Origin of the sequence: Rhizobium jaguaris (assembly GCF_003627755.1) — a bacterium.
Classification (GTDB): domain Bacteria; phylum Pseudomonadota; class Alphaproteobacteria; order Rhizobiales; family Rhizobiaceae; genus Rhizobium; species Rhizobium jaguaris.
This window is the reverse complement of sequence record NZ_CP032694.1, coordinates 1,357,144-1,376,975: the sequence shown is the minus strand read 5'-3', so window position 1 is coordinate 1,376,975 and position 19,832 is coordinate 1,357,144. Positions and strand designations below refer to the sequence as shown.

The 19,832-nt window shown below is 60.8% G+C and carries 16 protein-coding genes and 1 pseudogene; 3 read left to right on the top strand and 14 right to left on the bottom strand.

Annotation, left to right across the window (positions count from 1 at the left end; translation table 11 throughout):
* Nucleotides 1-72: 72 nt before the first annotated feature.
* The gene (locus CCGE525_RS06725; protein ID WP_120703611.1) at nucleotides 73-1,200 is read left to right on the top strand and encodes an FUSC family protein; all 1,128 of its coding nucleotides are present in this window, start codon (nucleotides 73-75) and stop codon (nucleotides 1,198-1,200) included.
* A gap of 81 nt (nucleotides 1,201-1,281) precedes the next feature.
* Here the strand turns inward: CCGE525_RS06725 and CCGE525_RS06720 are convergent, their stop codons facing one another.
* From CCGE525_RS06720 to CCGE525_RS06660, 13 genes and pseudogenes are all read right to left on the bottom strand, one after another.
* On the bottom strand, nucleotides 1,282-4,242 hold the full coding sequence (locus CCGE525_RS06720; RefSeq protein WP_120703610.1) for a bifunctional [glutamine synthetase] adenylyltransferase/[glutamine synthetase]-adenylyl-L-tyrosine phosphorylase: 2,961 nt from the start codon (nucleotides 4,240-4,242) through the stop codon (nucleotides 1,282-1,284).
* Between the two features lie 148 nt (nucleotides 4,243-4,390).
* The gene (locus CCGE525_RS06715; RefSeq protein ID WP_120703609.1) at nucleotides 4,391-5,800 is read right to left on the bottom strand and encodes a sensor histidine kinase; all 1,410 of its coding nucleotides are present in this window, start codon (nucleotides 5,798-5,800) and stop codon (nucleotides 4,391-4,393) included.
* Entirely contained in the window at nucleotides 5,797-6,555 is a 759-nt protein-coding gene (locus CCGE525_RS06710) for a response regulator transcription factor (RefSeq protein ID WP_120703608.1), read from the bottom strand. The genes CCGE525_RS06715 and CCGE525_RS06710 overlap by 4 nt, the downstream gene beginning before the upstream one ends.
* 108 nt (nucleotides 6,556-6,663) lie before the next feature.
* Nucleotides 6,664-8,223, bottom strand: a complete 1,560-nt coding sequence (locus CCGE525_RS06705) for a Do family serine endopeptidase (protein WP_120703607.1) — start codon at nucleotides 8,221-8,223, stop codon at nucleotides 6,664-6,666.
* Between the two features lie 176 nt (nucleotides 8,224-8,399).
* A pseudogene (locus tag CCGE525_RS06700) lies at nucleotides 8,400-8,854 on the bottom strand (cytochrome c-type biogenesis protein).
* A complete protein-coding gene (locus CCGE525_RS06695) occupies nucleotides 8,851-10,839 on the bottom strand; it encodes a heme lyase CcmF/NrfE family subunit (protein WP_120703606.1) in 1,989 nt (662 codons plus the stop codon). Before CCGE525_RS06695 ends, CCGE525_RS06700 begins: the two are co-directional and overlap by 4 nt.
* Nucleotides 10,836-11,285, bottom strand: a complete 450-nt coding sequence (gene ccmE / locus CCGE525_RS06690; protein ID WP_120703605.1) for a cytochrome c maturation protein CcmE — start codon at nucleotides 11,283-11,285, stop codon at nucleotides 10,836-10,838. Before ccmE ends, CCGE525_RS06695 begins: the two co-directional genes overlap by 4 nt.
* Nucleotides 11,282-12,445 (bottom strand): c-type cytochrome biogenesis protein CcmI, encoded by a 1,164-nt coding sequence (gene ccmI, locus CCGE525_RS06685; RefSeq protein WP_120703604.1) that lies wholly within the window; start codon nucleotides 12,443-12,445, stop codon nucleotides 11,282-11,284. Before ccmI ends, ccmE begins: the two co-directional genes overlap by 4 nt.
* A 99-nt stretch (nucleotides 12,446-12,544) precedes the next feature.
* Entirely contained in the window at nucleotides 12,545-12,976 is a 432-nt protein-coding gene (locus tag CCGE525_RS06680) for a hypothetical protein (RefSeq protein WP_120703603.1), read from the bottom strand.
* Nucleotides 12,977-13,067: 91 nt separating this feature from the next.
* On the bottom strand, nucleotides 13,068-14,465 hold the full coding sequence (locus tag CCGE525_RS06675) for an ATP-binding protein (protein WP_120703602.1): 1,398 nt from the start codon (nucleotides 14,463-14,465) through the stop codon (nucleotides 13,068-13,070).
* Entirely contained in the window at nucleotides 14,455-15,126 is a 672-nt protein-coding gene (locus CCGE525_RS06670) for a response regulator transcription factor (RefSeq protein ID WP_120703601.1), read from the bottom strand. The genes CCGE525_RS06675 and CCGE525_RS06670 overlap by 11 nt, the downstream gene beginning before the upstream one ends.
* A 136-nt stretch (nucleotides 15,127-15,262) precedes the next feature.
* Nucleotides 15,263-15,511 carry a hypothetical protein gene (locus tag CCGE525_RS06665; protein WP_120703600.1) on the bottom strand — a complete coding sequence of 83 codons (249 nt, stop codon included), beginning with the start codon at nucleotides 15,509-15,511 and terminating at the stop codon, nucleotides 15,263-15,265.
* A gap of 543 nt (nucleotides 15,512-16,054) precedes the next feature.
* The gene (locus tag CCGE525_RS06660) at nucleotides 16,055-16,363 is read right to left on the bottom strand and encodes a Dabb family protein (RefSeq protein ID WP_120703599.1); all 309 of its coding nucleotides are present in this window, start codon (nucleotides 16,361-16,363) and stop codon (nucleotides 16,055-16,057) included.
* Between the two features lie 157 nt (nucleotides 16,364-16,520).
* Between CCGE525_RS06660 and CCGE525_RS06655 the strand changes: the two genes are divergently transcribed.
* Entirely contained in the window at nucleotides 16,521-16,850 is a 330-nt protein-coding gene (locus tag CCGE525_RS06655) for an MmcQ/YjbR family DNA-binding protein (protein ID WP_120703598.1), read from the top strand.
* On the opposite strand, the gene CCGE525_RS06650 is transcribed toward CCGE525_RS06655, so the two are convergent.
* Nucleotides 16,828-17,313 carry a YcgN family cysteine cluster protein gene (locus CCGE525_RS06650; protein ID WP_120706295.1) on the bottom strand — a complete coding sequence of 162 codons (486 nt, stop codon included), beginning with the start codon at nucleotides 17,311-17,313 and terminating at the stop codon, nucleotides 16,828-16,830. The two genes, CCGE525_RS06655 and CCGE525_RS06650, sit on opposite strands and share 23 nt — an antisense overlap.
* Before the next feature lie 167 nt (nucleotides 17,314-17,480).
* On the opposite strand from CCGE525_RS06650, the gene CCGE525_RS06645 reads away from it, so the two are divergent.
* Complete coding sequence (locus CCGE525_RS06645; RefSeq protein WP_120703597.1) at nucleotides 17,481-19,676, top strand: transglycosylase domain-containing protein; 2,196 nt, start codon at nucleotides 17,481-17,483, stop codon at nucleotides 19,674-19,676.
* The last annotated feature ends 156 nt before the right edge of the window (nucleotides 19,677-19,832 follow it).

The window sequence follows — 19,832 nt, the reverse complement described above, 5'->3', positions numbered from 1 at the left end:
CCTAACTCGTTATCAGCACTAGATTTATTTCTGTCGTTGATAATCGAATCGGATAAGCGAACGTCGTATGGAATGCTCAAGGAAATGGTAAACAGCCAATGGCGCCAGCGCTTCGTGGCGGAGGTGAAGGGGCTTTTTACCCCTGGTCCGCGAATAGTCGACGAATTCGAATGCATCGCCTCCGTGCTGCTCGCGATCGTCTTCGGCCATCTCGCGGACGTGCAGAACATCTCCTGGGCCGCGTTCTCCGGCTATATGGTGATGCGCGGCCACATCTCCGAGAGCCTACTGCGCGGCGTACTGCGCATCATCGGCACGATAGCCGGCGCGCTGCTGGCACTCGCCGTGGTCCCGCTGGTTTGGACCAGCCCGGCAGCGTCGTCAGCAGCATTGGCGCTGATCGGCGGCGCCACGCTCTATGGCGCGCTGATGAGCAAGCGCAGCTATGCCTGGTTGTTCGTCGGTTTGACCTTTGCCATGATCTTGCTGGACAAGCTCGAACACCCCGACCTTGTGGTAGAGGCCTTCGTCTCGACACGCATAGGCGAAACCGGCGCGGGCACCCTCGCCTGCGTATTGATCAGCATGGTTTCGACCTTCACGCTTCGGCGGCGCTGGCCGGGCCCGCCGCGCCCGCCAGTACCTAGCTTCGGCTGGAACCCGGAAGTCGCGCGCCACGCCGGCCAGGTTGCCATCGCCCTCGCCATGCTGCCCTTTCTCAGGGCGGCGTTTCAGATACCGGAGCTTACGCAAGGCGCCGTCACCATAATGGCGCTGATGCTCATCCCGTTAAGCAGCATCGGCAAGAGCGGGCTCGTCCCAGTGAGCCGCCGGATCGTGCTGCGGGTGGGCGGATGCGTCTGCGGCGCTGCCCTCGCAGCAGCGTTCCTTTTCCTGGCGCATATCTCGGCGCAAGCGGCCGCGCCAGTGCTGATCGTCGGGACGATGCTGGGCGTGATGCTGGGCCGGCATATCGAGAACGGCAAGAGCTTCATCGCCTATGGGGGAACGCAGTTTACCCTGGCAATCCTGGTGACCCTGGTGCCCGACAGCTATGTGCATGCCGAGCTCGCCCCCGGCGTCGCGCGGCTTACCGGGATATTGGTGGGCATCCTCCTTCTGGTCCCCGTGCTCGCCGGATGGCATCTGGTGGTGGAGATGATGGGAGAACGCCCGTCCGATCCCTCCCCTCGTGGTTGAGACCCAATTTGCCGGCCATGTGATCGCTGCGGCGAGGCATATGGCGGACAGGAAGATGCTGCGCTCGCTTGAGCTTCGAGTCTAAGGTCCAACAACCGACAGAAAGACTTTCCGCACCGCTTTCGAAAGCCGCTTCAGTTCCGCTTCCAGGGTCTTAACATCGGGGCAATCGCCAGCGCGGCAGACCAATTCGATCAGCCCGGAGGGTGCCTTGTCCGGATCGAACGGTCCGTCGACGCAGAGGCGGATCAGCTGCGACAATTCGGTATAGAGATGCAGCGCTTCCAGGCAGAGGTCGAGATCGTTTAGATCCATCAGGCTGCCGCCGAGCAATTTCAGCGCCTCGCCGGTGCTGAGGCCGTTGGCATCGATGCCGACGCCTCGCGCGGGCGCGATCAGCCGCAGATATTGCGCAATGAATTCGATATCGATCAGGCCGCCGGGGATGAGCTTCAGGTCCCAAATACTGACGGGCGGCTTTTCCTGTTCGATCAGCCCACGCATCTCCGTGACATCTTTGGCGATCTTTGGAATATCGCGCGGTGCCGAGAGCACCTCGCCGATGATCCGCTCCGCATTCAGCACCAGCTCCTCATCGCCGCAAATCAGGCGTGCTCGGGACAGCGCCATATGCTCCCAGGTCCAGGCCTCGCCGCGCTGATACTTCTCGAAGGAATTGATGCGTGTTGCGACCGGGCCCTTGTTGCCGGATGGACGCAGGCGCATATCGACCGCGTAGAGCACGCCCTCCGCCGTCGGCGCGGAGAGCGCCGCAATCAGCCGCTGAGTGATGCGGGTAAAATAGCGTGTCGCGTCGAGCGGCTTTGGCCCCGTAGATTCGCCGGCTTCATCGTCGTAGTCATAAAGCAGGATGATATCGATATCCGAACCCGCGGTAAGCTCGAAGCTGCCGAGCTTTCCCATGCCGATGACGGCAACGCGGCCGCCGGGATAATCACCATGTGCGGCCTCAATCTCCTTCAACACGGCATTTAGTGCGGCCTCGACGATCAGGTCGGCAAGATAGGTGAAGGCGCGGGCGGCCATGGCGCCACCGATTACGCCTGTTAGCAGGCGAATGCCGATCAGAAAGCGCTGCTCCGAGGCGAAGATGCGCAGCCGGTCCAGCACTTCCTCGTAATGTCGCGCCGGTGCCAGAAAGCTGTTGATACGCTCGGACAGATAATCGCGCGTCGGCAACTCCGCCATCAGGCCGGGGTCCAACATGCCGTCGAAAACATGCGGCTTGGCAGCGATGATTTCGGCGAGCCGCGGTGCTGACGACATGATGTTGACGATGAGCGAGAGCAGCGCCGGATTCGTGCTGAGCAGCGAGAAAAGCTGAATGCCGGCCGGGAGGCCGGAGATGAAACTGTCGAAACGCAGCAGCGCCTCGTCCGCCCGCTTGCTCTCGCCAAATACCCGCAGCAATTCCGGCGTCAATTCGGTCAACCGCTCCCGCGCCTCGACCGATTGCGTGGCGCGGTAGCGACCGTAGTGCCATGTGCGAATGACATGGGAGATAGCGGAAGGACGCTCGAAGCCGAGGCGGTGCAGCGTCTTCAGCGTATCTGGATCGTCGCCCTGACCGGTGAAGACGAGGTTGCCGGTTTCGGTCGAAAGCTTGGTCTCCTGCTCGAACAGACGCGCATAACGCCGCTCGACCGTCTTCAGCGTGGCGACCAGCGTCTCCGAGAAGCCGGATAGATCGGCGAAGCCCATCATGAAGGCGATGCGCTTCAGCTCGGTATCCGTTTCGGGAAGCAGATGCGTCTGCTCGTCGCGCACCATCTGGATGCGGTGCTCGACATCCCGCAGAAACCAATAGGCCTCGGTCAGCTCGTCGCGTGTTTCCGCGTCGATCCACTTTGCCTTGGTCAGCTCCGCCAATGTTTCCTCTGTGGCGCGGCATCGCAGGGCCGGCATGCGGCCGCCGGCGATCAGTTGCTGCGTCTGCACGAAGAACTCGATCTCGCGGATGCCGCCGCGGCCGAGCTTGACATTGTGGCCTTTGACCGCAATCGCGCCATGCCCCTTGTGCACATGGATCTGCCGTTTGATCGAATGGATATCCGATATCGCTGCATAGTCGAGATATTTGCGGAAGACGAAGGGGACGAGATCGCGAATAAAGGCTTGGCCGGCGGCAATATCGCCGCCGACGGCGCGCGCCTTGATGAAGGCGGCGCGCTCCCAATTCTGTCCCCTGCCCTCGTAATAGATCATGGCTGCATCGACGGGGATGGCAAGCGGCGTCGACCCGGGATCGGGCCGCAGGCGGAGATCGGTTCGGAAGACGTAGCCGTCGGCACTGCGCTCCTGCAATATGCGCACCAGTCGGCGCATCAACCGCGGGAAGACATCGATCGCATCGTCGGGATTGGGAACAATTCCGGCCATCTCGTCGAAGAAAACGACCAGATCGATATCGGAGGAATAATTCAGCTCCTCGGCGCCGAGCTTTCCCATGCCAAGCACGATAAGGCCGGAGCCGTGGCTCGGCGCGGAAGGGTCGTGGACCACGATCTTGCCGGCCTCATGCGACGACAGCAACAGATGGTCGATCGCCGCCGAAATCGAGGCTTCTGCAAGGGCGCTCAGCCAGCGCGTCGTCGCCCGCCCGTCGAAGATGCGGGCGAGATCGGCAAGCGCAATCAGGAAGGCGGCGCGACGTTTGGCGATGCGCAAACGGCTCATGACCTCAGATTCCGAGGGCGACGATGCGTCGTCATGCGCCGGCAGCCAAGCACGACGGGCATCGGCCACGAGCACCTCGATCTGCGGCAACAGCGGTTTGCTGATGGCTACGGCGAGCAGCCCCGGTTCGAGATTGGCGGTCTCGCGGAGATAGGGTGAGAGTGTCAATGCGGCGGCAATGAAATCGCGCAGGGGACTTTCGCCCCCGAGAAGAGCGGCAACCGCCGGTTCCGATGCGGCGATATCCTTGAGGTCGGCGAGCGCCGCTTTCAGCTCCGTCTGATTAAGCGGGCGAAGCCGCCCGGGCAGAACATCCTGCAGCAAATCGCTTGCCATCATCGTCATGCAGTTCTCTCCCACCTGCGCCGCGCGTCCGATCGGACGGGCAAAAGATGCAGTAACGTCTTGAATCGGTGCGCAATCACTAAAATCGGAAGTCGAATTAGAGATGATGTACGGGGCAATCCGATAGAGCAGGATTAGTCTATTGTTTCTACGTGGGGAAGATCATGGTCACGGTCAAGCCGCGAGTATCGAGGCTGGCCGGGTCGGTGTCGCAAAGTTCCAGCCGGCCGCCATGCAATTCCATGATCGCTTCCACCAGGGCAAGACCAAGGCCGGTGCCCGGTTTGGAGCGGCTCTCGTCCAGACGGAAGAAGCGTTTGACCACCTCCGTGCGCTGGTGCGCAGGGATGCCCGGACCATGATCCGAGACCGCGAGGTTCACGGCGTTGGACGCACGGGACAGTTTCAGCACGACCGTCTGCTTGCCAGGACAGCCGGACGCATATTTGACGGCATTGTCGATCAGATTGAAAATCGCCTGGCCGATCAGTTCGCGATTGCCCTGCACCTCGACATCGGGCTCTATATCGGTCGTCAACGTCAGACCCGCCTCTTCAGCAACCGGTTCATAGAGCTCGGCCGTATCCGCGACGATGGAGGAGAGATCGACGCCGGTCATCTCGGCGGCGACGGAACCGGCCTCGACGCGGGAGATCATCAGCAGCGCGTTAAAAGTGCGGATCAGCTGGTCGGATTCGCCGATAATACCTTCCAGCGCGACGCGCCGGCCTTCGCTGTTGGCATTGTCGAGCGCATCAGCCGCCTTGTTGCGCAGTCGCGTCAGCGGCGTCTTCAAGTCGTGCGCGATGTTGTCGGAGACCTGCCGCAAGCCTTCGTTCAATTTCTCGATGCGCTCCAGCATGGCGTTCAGCGATGTCGACATGCGATCGAATTCGTCGCCGGAGCCTCCGACCGGCAGGCGCTGCGACAGATCGCCGGCCATGATCTTGCGGCTCGCATCGGTCATGCGGTCGATGCGCTTCAGCGCGTTGCGGCCGATACCGAACCAGATGACGAGGGCGCCGAGCCCCATGATCGCCAGAGCCAGCATCAAGGCTTGGCGCACCAGCACGCGGAAACGCTCCGGCTCGCCAAGGTCGCGGCCGATCAGGATACGCAGGCCATTGTCGAGGAGGAAAATATTGGCGATCGCCAGATGCCGCCGTTCGGGGTCGGTGGTGCCTGAGTCCGTATAGCGCTCATAGACGAAGGGCAATTCCGTCCAGCCGGCTTCGCCGAGGACGCCGGGCTGCACCGAAGCCACGTTGCCGGCAAGAATATCGCCGGAGGGGCTGGCGATGACATAGAGGTTGGCGCCGGGCTGGCGGGCGCGGCGCTCCATCGTGCGCAGCAGCAGGTTCAAGCCGCCGACGTCGTAAGCGCGCTTGACCTGATTGACCTCCTGCTGCACGGCATCGCGGATCTGCCCGGTCAGCAACCGCTCCGACATGGCCGATACGTAGAAGACGAGTGTCGCAGCGCAGAGCGCAAAAAGAAGGATATAAAGGGCGGACAGGCGGACTGCGGTGGACTTGAAGAGAACGCGAAAGCGGCTCATCCCTCGTCCTTGATCATGTAGCCGGCGCCACGAATCGTCTTCAACAGCGGCTGGCTGAAGTCTTTTTCGATCTTCGAACGCAGGCGCGAGACGTGGACGTCGATAACGTTCGTCTGCGGATCGAAATGGTAATCCCAGACGTTTTCGAGAAGCATGGTGCGCGTTACCACCTGGCCTGCATTCTTCATCAGATATTCCAGCAGGCGGAACTCGCGCGGTTGCAAAAGGATTTCCTTGCCGCCGCGGCGAACTTCGTGCGAGAGCCGATCGAGCTCGAGATCGCCGACACGGTAGAGCACATCCTGTTCCGGCGTGCCCTTGCGGCGACCGAGAACTTCGACGCGTGCGAGCAATTCGCTGAACGCATAGGGCTTCGGCAGGTAGTCGTCGCCGCCGGCGCGAAGGCCGGTGACGCGATCGTCGACCTGACCGAGGGCGGAGAGAATGAGAACCGGCGTATGCACGCCCTTGCGGCGCAACTCGCTGATGACGGAAAGACCATCGCGGCGCGGCAACATGCGGTCGATGATGGCGACGTCGTAGACATTCTCGGTCGCCATGAAGAGGCCGCTCTCACCGTCGCTCGCATGATCGGCAACAATGCCGGCCTCGCGAAACGCCTTGGTGAGATAGGCAGCGGCTTCGAGATCGTCTTCGATAATCAAAATCTTCATGTGAGCGACATTACCTGTCGGCGATGCCTCAGCACAACCAGAATCGGAGGAGTTCACAGCATGTTGGCCAGCGGTTGTCATCTTCTATCTGCCCTGGAAGCCATTTGTCGATAGAGTCACGTGGATGCAAAGGAGCCGCGCAAGCCGTGGCCTGCGCGGCTCCCAATTCACTTCAATTGGCCGAAAAAATCAGCCGTTGGTGATCGGCAGAGCGACGAAGCGGCTGCCGTCGGTGGACTGGATCTGGAACAGCGCGCGGGTGCGGCCGCCCTTCTTTGCCTCGTCGATAACCTTGGCGATGTCGCCGGCGTTGGAGACCTGCTGATTGTTGACCGAGGTGATCTTCTCGCCTTCCTTCACGCCCTTGTCGGCAGCGTCGGAGTCCGGATCGACCGCCGTGATCGCGACACCCTTGCCGTCATCCGACGGACCGACGGTGAGGCCGAGATCGGCAAGCGCCTTTTCCGAGGACGGCTGCGGCGGCTGGGCGGGCTGCGAATTGTCGTCGTTCGAAGCCTGATTCTGATCGGCCGGCAGGGTGCCGAGTTCGACGGTGACCGACTGAGCCTTGCCGTCACGCCACAGCGAGACATCGACCTTGGAACCCGGCTGCATCGCGCCGATACGGCGAGCGAGATCGCGCGGGTCCTTGACCGGGTCGCCATTGACGGCGGTTACGACGTCACCGTTCTTGATGCCGGCCTTCTGGCCCGGAGAACCGTCCTGCGGGGATACGACGAGCGCGCCATTCGGCTCGGACAGGCCGAGGGATTCGGCGATATCCTTGGTCACCGGCTGGATCTGCACGCCGAGCCAGCCGCGCGACACGGTGCCGCTCTTTATCAGCGTGGCAACGACATTCTTGGCGGTATCGGCGGGGATTGCAAAGGCAATGCCTACGCTGCCGCCCGACGGAGAGAAGATGGCGGTATTGATGCCGACGACCTGGCCGTTGAGGTTGAAGGTCGGGCCGCCCGAGTTACCACGGTTCACGGCTGCGTCCACCTGGATGAAGTCGTCATAGGGGCCGGAGCCGATATCGCGGCCACGAGCCGAGACGATGCCGGCGGTGACCGTGCCGCCGAGGCCGAAAGGATTGCCGACGGCAACGACCCAGTCGCCAACGCGAACCTTGTTGTCATCGGCCCAGTTGACATAGGTGAACTTCTTGCCCTTGCCATCGACCTTCAGCACGGCGAGGTCGGTGCGCGGGTCCTTCCCGATCAGCTTGGCATCGAGTTCGGTGCCGTCATTGAGGACGACGACGAAGGCCGCACCGTCGGAAACAACGTGGTTGTTGGTGACGAGATAACCGTCTTCGGAAATGAAGAAGCCGGAGCCCTGGGCAACCGGGCGCAGACGACCCTTGCCATCCTGCTGACCCTTTTGCTGGTTCTGGCCTTGCTGCTGGTTATGGCCCTGCTGCTGTTCAAACTGCTTGAAGAACTTCTTCAGCGGATGATCGTCCGGCAGTTCGTCGAAACCGCGACCGAGACCGAAGGAATCGTCTTCATCGGCGACCGGATTGACACGCGATTCGACGCGAACGGAAACGACTGCCGGAGACACCGCGTCGACGACATTGGCGAAGCTCGGAACCTGCGGAGCCTGTACGTTGACGGCATCGGCATAGGAACGGCTGATCTGAGCCGGAACACCAGTGGCGAGGGCAGCGACAGCGAGGCCGGCGACGACAGAAGCTTTCATAGCGGTGCTATGGGACAAAACGTCCTTGATATTCTTGAACATATGCGAGTTACCTTCTCTTCTCTCGTCCGATTTTTCTTCTGCCGGGAAACCGGCGATGATGGGTTATGGAAAGATATAGGACTTCCGACCTTACAGCGAACTGTCCGACCGATGAAAAATCCGTAATGTAGCGAAATAATGTTTTCGATCGGATAAAGACAATTTCTCGCGCAACATCACTTGCCGAGTATCTCGTTGAGACGTGCTTCTTCCTCCGCCGTCAACGGCGTACCCGTCGGTTTGCCCGCGCGGCGGCGGGCATAGACGACAAGAGCGAGCCCGCCGAGAACGAAGAGCGCGGCCGGTGCGCCCCAGAGCAGCATCGTTTTTTCACTAAGGCGCGGCTTCAACAGCACGAACTCGCCGTAGCGGGAAACGATATAGTCGAGCACCTGCTGGTCGGTATCGCCGTTGACGAGGCGCTTGCGCACCAAAAGGCGCAGATCGCGGGCAAGATCGGCATTGGAATCGTCGATCGACTGGTTCTGGCAGACCATGCAGCGCAGCTCAGCCGAGATCGACCTTGCGCGCGCTTCGAGGACCTTGTCGGGCACCACTTCGTCGGGATTGACGGCGAAGGCGGGGCGGCAACGAAGAGCAGCGCCAGGGCTAGGAACAATCGTCGGATCATTCCGCCGGCTCCATGACTGGGCGGGCCGGCTTTGCCTTGCGGCTCGGCGCGCCGACGCGCAGGCGACGGTCGCTGAGCGAGACGAAGCCGCCCAGCGCCATGATGATGGCGCCGCCCCAGATGCAGATGATGAAAGGCTTCCACCAGATGCGCACAACCATGCCGCCATCATTGGTGGGATCGCCGAGCGAGACGTAAAGTTGGCTCAGGCCCAGGGTCAGAATGCCGGCTTCGGTCGTAGCCATGCGGCTGGCGGTAAAGACGCGCTTCGCAGACGAAACGCTGGCGACGGGGGCGCCCCCGTGACTAACCGAGAAGCTGGCGCGATCCTCAGTGTAATTCGGGCCCACACCCGGCTGAATGCCTTCGAAGCGCAGCGTATAGCCGCCGAGCTCGGCGGTGCCGCTCGGCTTCATTTCGGTGATGTTTTCGGTCTGGAATGTCGTGACCGCGACAATGCCGAGCACGGTGATGCCGAGCCCGGCATGGGCAAGCGCCGTGCCGAACGCCGAGCGCGGGAGGCCGATCAGCCGCCGCCACGCGACATTGCCCGCTACCTTGCCGATGCCAGCGCGATACCAGAGATCGGCGACCGCACCGAAGACCAGGAAGAAGCCAGCGGCCAAGCCGAAAACGGCAAGCACCGGCCCGCCATGGCGGACATAGAACAAGACCAGACCGGCGATCAAGGCAAGGCCGGCGGCAACATAGAGCCGCTGCAGCACGCCGAGGAGATCGCCGCGCTTCCAGGCAAGCAGCGGCCCGAAGGGGACCGCGATCAGGATCGGCGTCATCAGCAGACCGAAGGTCATGTTGAAGAAGGGCGGGCCGACCGAAATCTTGTCGCCGGTCAACGTCTCGAGTGCCAGCGGATAGAGCGTGCCGGTCAGGACCGTGCCGCAGGCGACCGTGAGGATGAGGTTGTTCAGCACCAGCGATCCCTCGCGCGAGATCGGGGCGAACAGGCCGCCGGCAACAAGCCGTGGTGCGCGGAAGGCAAAGAGCGCCAGGGCGCCGCCTATGAAGACGAAGAGGATGCAAAGGATGAAGATGCCGCGCGTCGGATCGCTGGCGAAGGAATGCACCGAGGTCAGCACGCCGGAGCGCACCAGGAAGGTGCCGAGCAGCGACAGCGAGAAGGTCAGAATCGCCAAGAGAACCGTCCAGATCTTCAGCGCATCGCGCTTCTCCATGACCAGGGCGGAATGGAGGAGTGCCGTGCCGGCGAGCCAGGGCATGAAGGAGGCGTTCTCCACCGGATCCCAGAACCACCAGCCGCCCCAGCCGAGCTCGTAATAGGCCCAATAGGAACCCATGGCGATGCCGAGCGTCAGGAAGGTCCAGGCCGCGAGCGTCCAGGGACGAACCCAGCGCGCCCAGGCGGCGTCGATGCGACCTTCGAGCAAGGCGGCGATGGCAAAGGAGAAGCAGACGGAGAAGCCGACATAACCGAGATAAAGCAGCGGCGGATGGATCGCCAGACCCATATCCTGCAGCACCGGATTGAGGTCTTTACCCTCCGCCGGGGCTGGATCGAGACGGGTGAACGGATTGGAGGTCAGGAGAATAAAGAGCAGAAAGGCGGACGATATGCAGGACTGTACGGCAAGCACATTGGCGCGAAGCGTGTCCGGCAGATTGCGCCCGAACAGCGCCACCATGGCGCTGAACAGCGTCAGGATCAGCAGCCAGAGCATCATCGATCCCTCATGATTGCCCCAGACGCCGGAGATCTTGAAGATCAGCGGCATCAACGAATGAGAATTCTCCCAGACGTTCAGCACGGAGAAATCGGAGGCGACATAGGCATAGGTCAAAACGCCGAAGGAAAAAGCGACCAATGCGAACATGACGACGGAGCCCACCGGTGCGATGTCCATCATAGACAATTCGCCCCGCCGCGCGCCGATCACCGGGATGATCGAGACGATGATCGCAGTCGCGAGCGCCAGCACCAGAGCGTAGTGTCCGAGCTCGATGATCATTGGCCTGCTTCCTCGCCCTTCCAGACGCCGTCCGCCTTCAGCTTGTCGGCGACTTCCTTCGGCATGTAGCGCTCATCATGTTTGGCAAGCACGCTGTCGGCAACGAAGACGTCGCTGCCCTGCTCGAACCTGCCTTCGGTGACCACGCCCTGCCCCTCGCGAAAGAGATCGGGCAGGATGCCACTATATTTGACTTTGATCGCATCGGTACCGTCGGTGACGGAAAATTGAACCTGCGTTCCCTGGCCGCGCACCAAGCTGCCCTCACCGACGAGACCACCGAGGCGGATCAGCGTGCCGGCGCTGACCGGGCTCTTGGCGAGATCGGCCGGCATGTAGAAATAGGCCACAGACTGGCTGAAAGCGAAGAGAACGAGCAGCACAGCGGCGGCGATGAAGCCCATGCCGCCTGCAATGACAGCCAGACGTTTCTGTTTGCGGGTCATTGCTGCGTTACCTCCGTCGGCAGTCCCAGCTCCTTCGCCAGCGCCAAGAGCTGCTGCCCTTCGCCGCCGTCGGCGGGGAAAGTCTTCAGGCCGCGCTTCAGCGCATCCACCGCACGGTCCTTGTCATTCAGCACGGCGTATGAGCGGATCAACCGCATCCAACCTTCGAAATTCCTGGGGTCTTCTTTGAGCTTGGCATCCAGGCTCTCGACCATGCCACGGATCATCTGCTGACGGTCGCCGTTGTTCATGGCATTTGCAGCCGCAACCTGCTCGGCGGTCGGATTCCCAGGCGCATTGGTGTTTGCCGAACCTTGGGCCATATCAGCCGTGCCGCCGTTCTTGGCGATATGGTCATTGACAGCAGCCATCCAAGGCGCATCGGCGGGCGATTGTTTCGCCAGCGCCTCGAAGGCAGTCTTGGCTTCTGCAGCCTTGCCATCCTGCTCCAGCGCCAAGGCGAGGTAGAACAGCGCGCGAGGATTATCGGTATCGAGCGCCAGGGATTGCTGCAATGTGCTGCGCGCCTCTGCCGTCACGATACCGTCGGCCTTCATGACCAGAACCTCGCCCAGATCGCCGAGCCGTTCGGCGCTGGGACCGAGCAGGCGGATGACATTGCGATAGGCAAGTTCGGCATCACCGATACGGTTGGTCTTGAAGTAGATCGGCGCAAGCACTGCCCAACCCTTGCCGTCGTCCGGATGTTGCGCCAGATGCCGCTCGACCTTGACGATCGAGATGGCAAGATCGTTGCCGGGATGTTCGAGGCGCGCTTCCAGTGGCTGGGAGGGCAGACCGGGATTACCCTTGGCAAGATAAAGACAGAGGCCGACGACCGGCAGCAGAACGATGATGAAAGCCTGCGAGAAGCGGTAGCCGCGTGCCGGCATTTTCACGACACTTGGTTTCAAGGCACTTTGCCCGGCATTCGAAACGGCAAGAAGGCGGCGGCCGATTTCGGCACGAGCATAGCCGGCCTCTTCCGGAGAGATCAGGCCACCCGCCAGATCGCGGTCCAGCTCGCGAAGCTGATCGCGATAGACGGCAGCCTCGCCGGCACGACCGTCCTCAGCCACCTTTGCTCCGCGCAAAAGAGGATAGAGCAGGACGGCGCCGACAATCGCCGTCAGAACGGCCACGAGAATCCAGAACAGCATAGACGCCCAATACTTTAACGGGGCGCTTAATCCAACCGCCAAAGCCGCATTGACGAAGATTTGAGGCGTTTAGCCGCGTATTTCAAGCGTCGCCGAATTTTAATTCAACGGCGTCCATGTGCCATCGTCGTTGCGGCAAGCGGCCCCCCTCGCCTGGGTCGACTTGCCGTCGACGGTGATCGTATGGGCGTACTGGCGGCAATTTTGCGAACCGACCTGATAGGGTGCTGCTGCCACGACCTCGCCGTTGACGTTCTTGCCGGTCCAGGCGACGGGCTGGCCGAGCGGTGCGGTTTCCAGCGCCCGATATTCCGCCTCCAGCGCCCTTTGCTTATCGTTGTCGCTGAGCTTGATACCCGTGCGGCCGACGATGCCGCCCTCCAGGGCTGCGATATAGCGCGCCGAGGACGCCGGCTTGCCTGAAGAGAAAAGGCTGGTGACGCCACCTTTGCCGCTCGTGGTCGAGCAGGCGGAAAGGGCGATGGCGGCAAAAAGGGATGGAGCAATCAGGAAAAAGGTGCGAAGCTTCATACAACCGAACCAGTATCAACGAGTAAAACTAGAGGTACTGCGATGCGGCATCACCATGGCGCACCGCATCTTTCTGGCATCATGCCAGGCATCACGCAACATCCTTTGTCACCCCTGGTAGAATCAGGCTGGCCCGAAGTCCACCCCAGGAGCCGCGGGACAGCTCGAGCCGCCCCTGATATTCGTTGGTGATCTCGCTGACAATCGACAGACCGAGGCCGGTGCCCGGCTTGCTTTCATCCAGCCGGCGGCCGCGCTTCATCGCCTCGCGAATCTGATCCGGCTCCAGACCCGGGCCGTCGTCCTCGACCACCAGTTCCACCCAGTGGCGTCGTGCCGGATCGATGCCCTTCACCTCCGCCGGCGCTTCGTTGGCCGCGACGCGCACTTTACGCTCGGCAAAGCGCGCGGCATTTTCCAGGAGGTTGCCTACCGTTTCCTCCAGATCCTGCTGCTCCATGGCAAGCGACAGGTTCGGTGAAACGGAAAGCTCGAATTCCTTATCAGCATTGAGCCGCCGCATGACGCGCACAAGCCGCTCCAGCGCCGGCTCCGCGTCGGTGCGCGCGAGCACGGATTCGCGCTGCGCGGCGATGCGGGCGCGGTTGAGATAGGATTGCACCTGCCCCTGCATGACCTCAGCCTGGTTCTTGACGAGATCGCCATGCGACCGCTCCAGAACACGGGATTCGTTGAGCAGGACGGCGATCGGCGTCTTCAGCGAATGGGCGAGATTGCCGACTTGCATGCGCGCCCGCTCGACGATGCGGCGGTTGCTGTCGATCAGCGCGTTGACCTCGTTGGCAAGCGGCAGGATTTCACGCGGAAATTCTCCCTGCAACCGCTCGCTGTCGCCCGCACGGATGCGCTCCAGTGCCGCACGCGCCTTATCAAGCGGCTTGAGGCCATAGAGAATGGCGAGCGCGTTGACGACAAGGCTGCCGACGCCGAAGCCGACGAGCGCGAAATAGAGGCTGTGAGAGAAATTGCGGACATCATCCTCCACCACGGCGACATTGCCGGTGACGCGAAAGCGTGCGGCGCGGCCGTCGGTGTCTAGCACGACCTCGGTCTCGGCGACCTGCACCTGGTTTCCGAAGGCGTCGGTGACAATGTAGTAGCGCTCGTAATTCTTGTCGAAAGGCGCTTCCAGTACTGAAAGAACGGGTAGGCTCGATGCGCCGAGCGAGGGGGAAACCAACGGCGTTGCCGTGTATGTACCGAGCGGTTCTACCATCCAGTACCAACCGGTCTTCGGCTGGGCGAAACGCAGGTCGCCGAGCTGCGGGCTGCCGGACAGCGCCCCTTGATCGCCGATGGTGACCGAGTTGATGACGTTATAGAGCTGCGCCCTCAAGAGATCCTGAAAACCGCGTTCGGCACTCTTGCGATAGATATTCGAGATGACGAGGCCGATCACCACCAGCGCCACGGCGGACCAGAGTGTGGTCAACAGCAGAACGCGAGCGGTAAGTGACTTAATTCGCATTGGTCGGCGCTTGGATGCGATAGCCGAGACCTCTGACAGTTTCGATCAGGTCGACGCCCATCTTCTTGCGCAGACGGCCAACGAAAACCTCGATCGTATTGGAGTCGCGGTCGAAATCCTGATCGTACATATGCTCGACCAGCTCCGTGCGCGAGACGACTTCACCCTTGTGATGCATGAGATAGGCGAGCAGCCGATATTCATGGGAGGTGAGTTTCAGCGGCTTGCCGTCGACCGTGGCCTTCGAGCTTTTGGTATCAAGGCGCACCGGGCCGCAGATGATTTCAGATGACGAATGGCCGGCGGCGCGGCGGATCAACGCCCGGATGCGAGCCAGCACTTCCTCTACATGGAAAGGTTTGGCGACATAATCGTCGGCGCCGGCATCGATGCCGGCGACCTTGTCGCTCCAACGGTCGCGAGCTGTCAGGATCAGCACCGGCATTCCCCGGCCCGCGCCACGCCACTTCTCCAGAACGGTGATCCCGTCCATCTCGGGCAGGCCTATATCGAGGATGATAGCGTCATAAGGCTCGGTCTCGCCGAGGAAATGCCCCTCCTCGCCGTCGAAGGCGGTATCGACCACATAACCCGCTTCTTTCAGGGCTTCGGCGAGCTGGCGGTTCAAATTGATATCGTCTTCGACTATGAGAATGCGCATATTTCGACCTAATTTCCCCAGTTCGAGAAATAGTACTGCAAATCAGGCCGGAGTGGAATCGCTCGGCTATAAAGATTTTGCGTGAGATTCAAAGCGTTAGAGTATCCGTTGGGTGCCGGCGTGAAAGTGTTTCCACCTACATCGGCACTTTCATGGTCACCTTGCGCGGCCGCTGGCCATTGCCCTGGACGAGAACGGTAATGACGCAGCTATCGCCTGACGGCTGTGCAGAAAGGAGTTGCCCCCCGGTCTTGGCAACGACCTCGGCGGCAGCCTCGCTGCAGTCGCCGTTCGCACGCGCCACCACGGTTGGCGTCGGCGCCGGCAGAACAGCCGAGCCGGCCATGACGGCGGCCGCTGCTGCTATGCTCAAGAATGATGCCATTATCCAGACTTCCCACGGGGACATTAACTTGATCGAATATTTACCCAAACGCGTCTGAATGGCAAATGAATGGGCCACAATTTTCCACGCGCAGAACGTGCGCGCGGCCATCCATACCCTTTAAGTCCTTGCAATAATTCGGCCTGAAGATGACGGTTCGTCAAATGCTCCGAACCTCGGCTGCTAACTTTCTCTATGGCCTTTCAAAACCGGCTGGCGGCCGCTCACGCGGGGGACAGCCGGGAAAGTCAGTCATTTTTTAATCTTTCTTCATTATCATTAGCTCATAAGCTCGCAATGACCGGCGATGCTTTGCGGGCCGATGCAACCGGCCTTAAAGTGTTTTACGCACGTAAAACACCGCAGTTTCCTTGAGTCTTTTGAATCGCTTGCCGCCACATTTTCGAGCATTGAATCGAAGGCGTGAGACGTTGAATCAGGAACTTCACGCGATGAATCCAACCGTGGCGAATTTGATTCCGCGAAACTATCCAGTCTTTTGAAAAGATTGCCGAATAGCTGTGTTCGCTGCGAGGGATCTTGCTATACCGGCTCCCGCACGGCCATCGCGCTCTCGTAATCCGCCGCGATCCGCATCTCTCGCAGCGGGCGGACCCGTTCGATGGAAAGCTGATAGTTCGGATGCGCCTTGTAGGCTGCAAGAGCCGCTTCGTCGTCGAATTCGCCGTAGACCACAAGATCGACATCGGTGCCGAGCTGATCGGTCTTCACATTCGTACCGATCTCCAGCAGGCGTGCATGCGGAATTGCCGTCAGGATCGACAGGCCGGAGCGGACCGCCTCAAGATTGGCGCGATCGGGAACGGTGAAGAAAACGATGTGGCGGATCACGCGGAAGCTCCTTGTGCACATGCGAAGGCATGGCGCGATAGCATGCGTGCCCGGTTATTTCAACGAGGGGCCGGCCCGGCGCGCTGCCGTTTGGCCGCGCGAGGCGAAGAGAAGTGGATGCCTACAGCGCAGATCCTTCCTATGCTAATCTTGCAGCATGACCGACGACGACCTTATTTCCTTTGCGCTCAGCCTACCGGAGACGATGGAGAGTTCGCATTTCGGCAATCGGGATTTTCGCGTTCGCGGCAAGATCTACCTGACGCTTCCGAGCCTGGAATTCTGCGTTGTCAAGCTGACGCCCGATCAGCAGCAAATGGTGCTGGCAACCATACCGGAGCATGTCCTCGCTGTGCCGGGTGGCTGGGGGCTCAAAGGCTGGACGCGGCTTTTCCATCATATCATGGATGACGAAAAGATATGCGCACTCGTGCGACAGGCGTGGCGCAATGTCGCGCCGAAATCTATGACTTTGCCGGAGGATTAGCTTCCATGTCGTCTTCCACCGTCAACGGCCAATCGACGATGTAGTCTTCGAAATCGTCGAGATCGACATCGTTTTCGCTGACCGTACGACCGCGGGCGGAGACGCGAGCTAAATGAACCGTTTCCGGATCGCCCGATATCAGCGGATGCCACCAGTAGAGGTCGCGCCCCTCGTTGACGAGGCGATAGGCGCAAGTGGGTGGCAGCCATTCCAGCTCCGGAACCTTTTCGGGCGTCAGCTGCACGCAATCGGGCACGAAATCCCAGCGGTTCGGATAGCTGGTGCAGCGACAGCTTTCGCCGTCCATCAACTTGCAGCGGATCGAGGTGAAATAGACGTCGCCTGAATCCCACTCCTCAATCTTGTTGAGGCAACAGAGACCGCAACCATCGCAGAGGCTCTCCCATTCGGGCGTGCTCATCTCCGTCAGCGTCTTATTTTTCCAGAAAGGAGTGTCATTCATCGTCGTATCGTCCTCGCCGCTCGCGAGGGAAATGCGGGCTGCGGCATGCATGTCTCTTGTTCTTTTCCCTAAATCAACCAATTATTCAATCCGCCAATCTATGAGAGGATAGGCTTTGCGTCCCCTAAGGGAATGCGCAAAGCGGTAAAGCGGTCGGGAAGTAGAGCGTGGCAGACCCATCCAAACCAGAGAACGGGACAGACACTAAGCCCGATGCACAGCCGGAAGGCCACGCGGAGCAACGGCCGCCCCGGAAGCGGCATTTTTTCCTACGCATCGATTCCTGGATCGACTCCACTTTATGGAACGCGGGCTTTCGCCTTGCCGAACTCTGGGAAGACATTACCATTTTCTTCCGCCGTTTTCGCGCCCGCGGCTGGTGGCGCATCCTGTTCGAACTGCTTGGCGAAGGGTTGACGCTCGGCACCGCCGGTTCCATCGTCATGCTGATGCTCGCCATGCCGGCTTTCGAAGCCACGCAAGGGGACTGGCGTAACCGCGGCAACTTCGCCGTCACCTTCCTCGATCGTTATGGCAATGTCGTCGGTCATCGCGGCATCATTCATGAAAATTCGGTGCCGGTGGACCAATTGCCCGATTATTTCATCAAGGCGGTGCTGGCAACCGAGGACCGCCGCTTCTTCGACCATTTCGGCATCGATGTCTTCGGCCTGTTCCGGGCACTCACTGTCAATGCTCAGGCCGGCGGCGTCGTCCAGGGCGGCTCGACACTGACGCAACAGCTTGCCAAGAACATCTTCCTCAGCAACGAGCGCTCGATCGACCGCAAGATCAAGGAAGCCTTCCTCGCGATCTGGCTGGAGGCCAATCTTTCCAAGAAGGAAATCCTCAGCCTCTATCTTGACCGCACCTATATGGGCGGCGGAACCTTCGGCGCTGCAGCGGCAGCACAATTCTATTTCGGCAAGAGCATTACCGACGTCAATCTGGCCGAGGCGGCCATGCTGGCAGGTCTGTTCAAGGCGCCCGCGAAATATGCGCCGCATGTCAACCTGCCGGCGGCACGCGCCCGCGCCAACGACGTCCTGACCAACCTCGTGCAAAGCGGATTAATGACCGAGGGACAAGTCATTGCTGCCAGGCGCAACCCTGCCTCCGTCGTCGATCGCGCTCAGATCGAATCACCGGATTTCTTCCTCGACTGGGCCTTCGACGAGGTGCAGCGCCTTGCCACCCGCTTCCCGCAGCGATCGCTGATCGTCCGCACGACCATCGACATGGGCCTTCAGAAGGCCTCGGAAGATTCGATCCAGTCCAGCCTGATGGAATATGGCGAGCGCTTTCACGCCAGCCAGGGCGCGAGCGTCATGATCGAGAACGGCGGCGCGGTGCGTGCCATGGTCGGCGGCACTGACTACGGCGAAAGCCAGTTCAACCGCGCCACCAAGGCGCTTCGCCAACCGGGCTCGTCCTTCAAGATCTACACCTATTCCGTCGCGATGGAGAGCGGCATGACGCCGACATCGACCATCGTCGACGCGCCGATCACCTGGGGCAATTGGAGCCCGCACAACTACGAAAACCGCTATGAAGGCAAGGTGACACTAACGCAGGCGATCGCTCAGTCGATCAATACCGTTCCCGTGCGCCTGGCCAAGGAGAAATTCGGCATCCAACCGATCCGCGACATGGCGAAGAACTTGGGCGTGGAAACCCCGATCCGCAACGACAAGACCATTCCGATCGGCACCTCCGAAGTGACCGTTCTCGATCAGGCAACGGCCTATTCCGTATTCCCGGCAGACGGCATGCAATCACGCCGCCACGGCATCGCGCAGATCACGAGCTATGACGGCAAGGTACTCTACGATTTCAATCGCGATGAGCCGCCGGCCAAACGGGTGCTCTCCGAAAAAGCCAATTCCTACATGACCCAGATGCTGACACAGATTCCGATCATCGGCACCGGGCGCAAAGCGGCCCTCGATCGCGGCATCGTCATGGGCGGCAAGACGGGCACGACCCAGGCCTATCGCGATGCCTGGTTCATCGGCTTCACCGGCAACTACACCTGCGCCGTCTGGTTCGGCAACGACGACTATACATCTACCAACAATATGACGGGCGGCACGCTGCCGGCGATGACCTTCAAGAAGATCATGGACTATGCCCACCAGGGCATCGTGCTGAAACCGATCCCCGGCATCGACAACCCCTTCCCGGTGCAAAAGCCGCAGACCGTGGCCGCCAAGAAAGCTCAGACGTCCGCTGACAATCCCCTGCCCCCGCTTATCCGACCGCGCTCGCTGTCGGTCGATTCCACCAAGATCCTGCGCGATATCAGCGAGAAGCTGAAACAAGCGGGGCCGCTGGCCGTGCAGAAGGTGGCTGCGGCGGAGTGAAATTAGGCCGCCTGTGCTCGATGCCCGCCACTTGCGTATTGACCCGTTGCCGCCGCTCCTTTTGGTGTAGCAAGGTCCGCAATCAACCGCCTGCACTTCCCCCATCCTTCAGAATCAGGGATAAATCGCCCTCTGATTGGTCATGAGGACGATCTT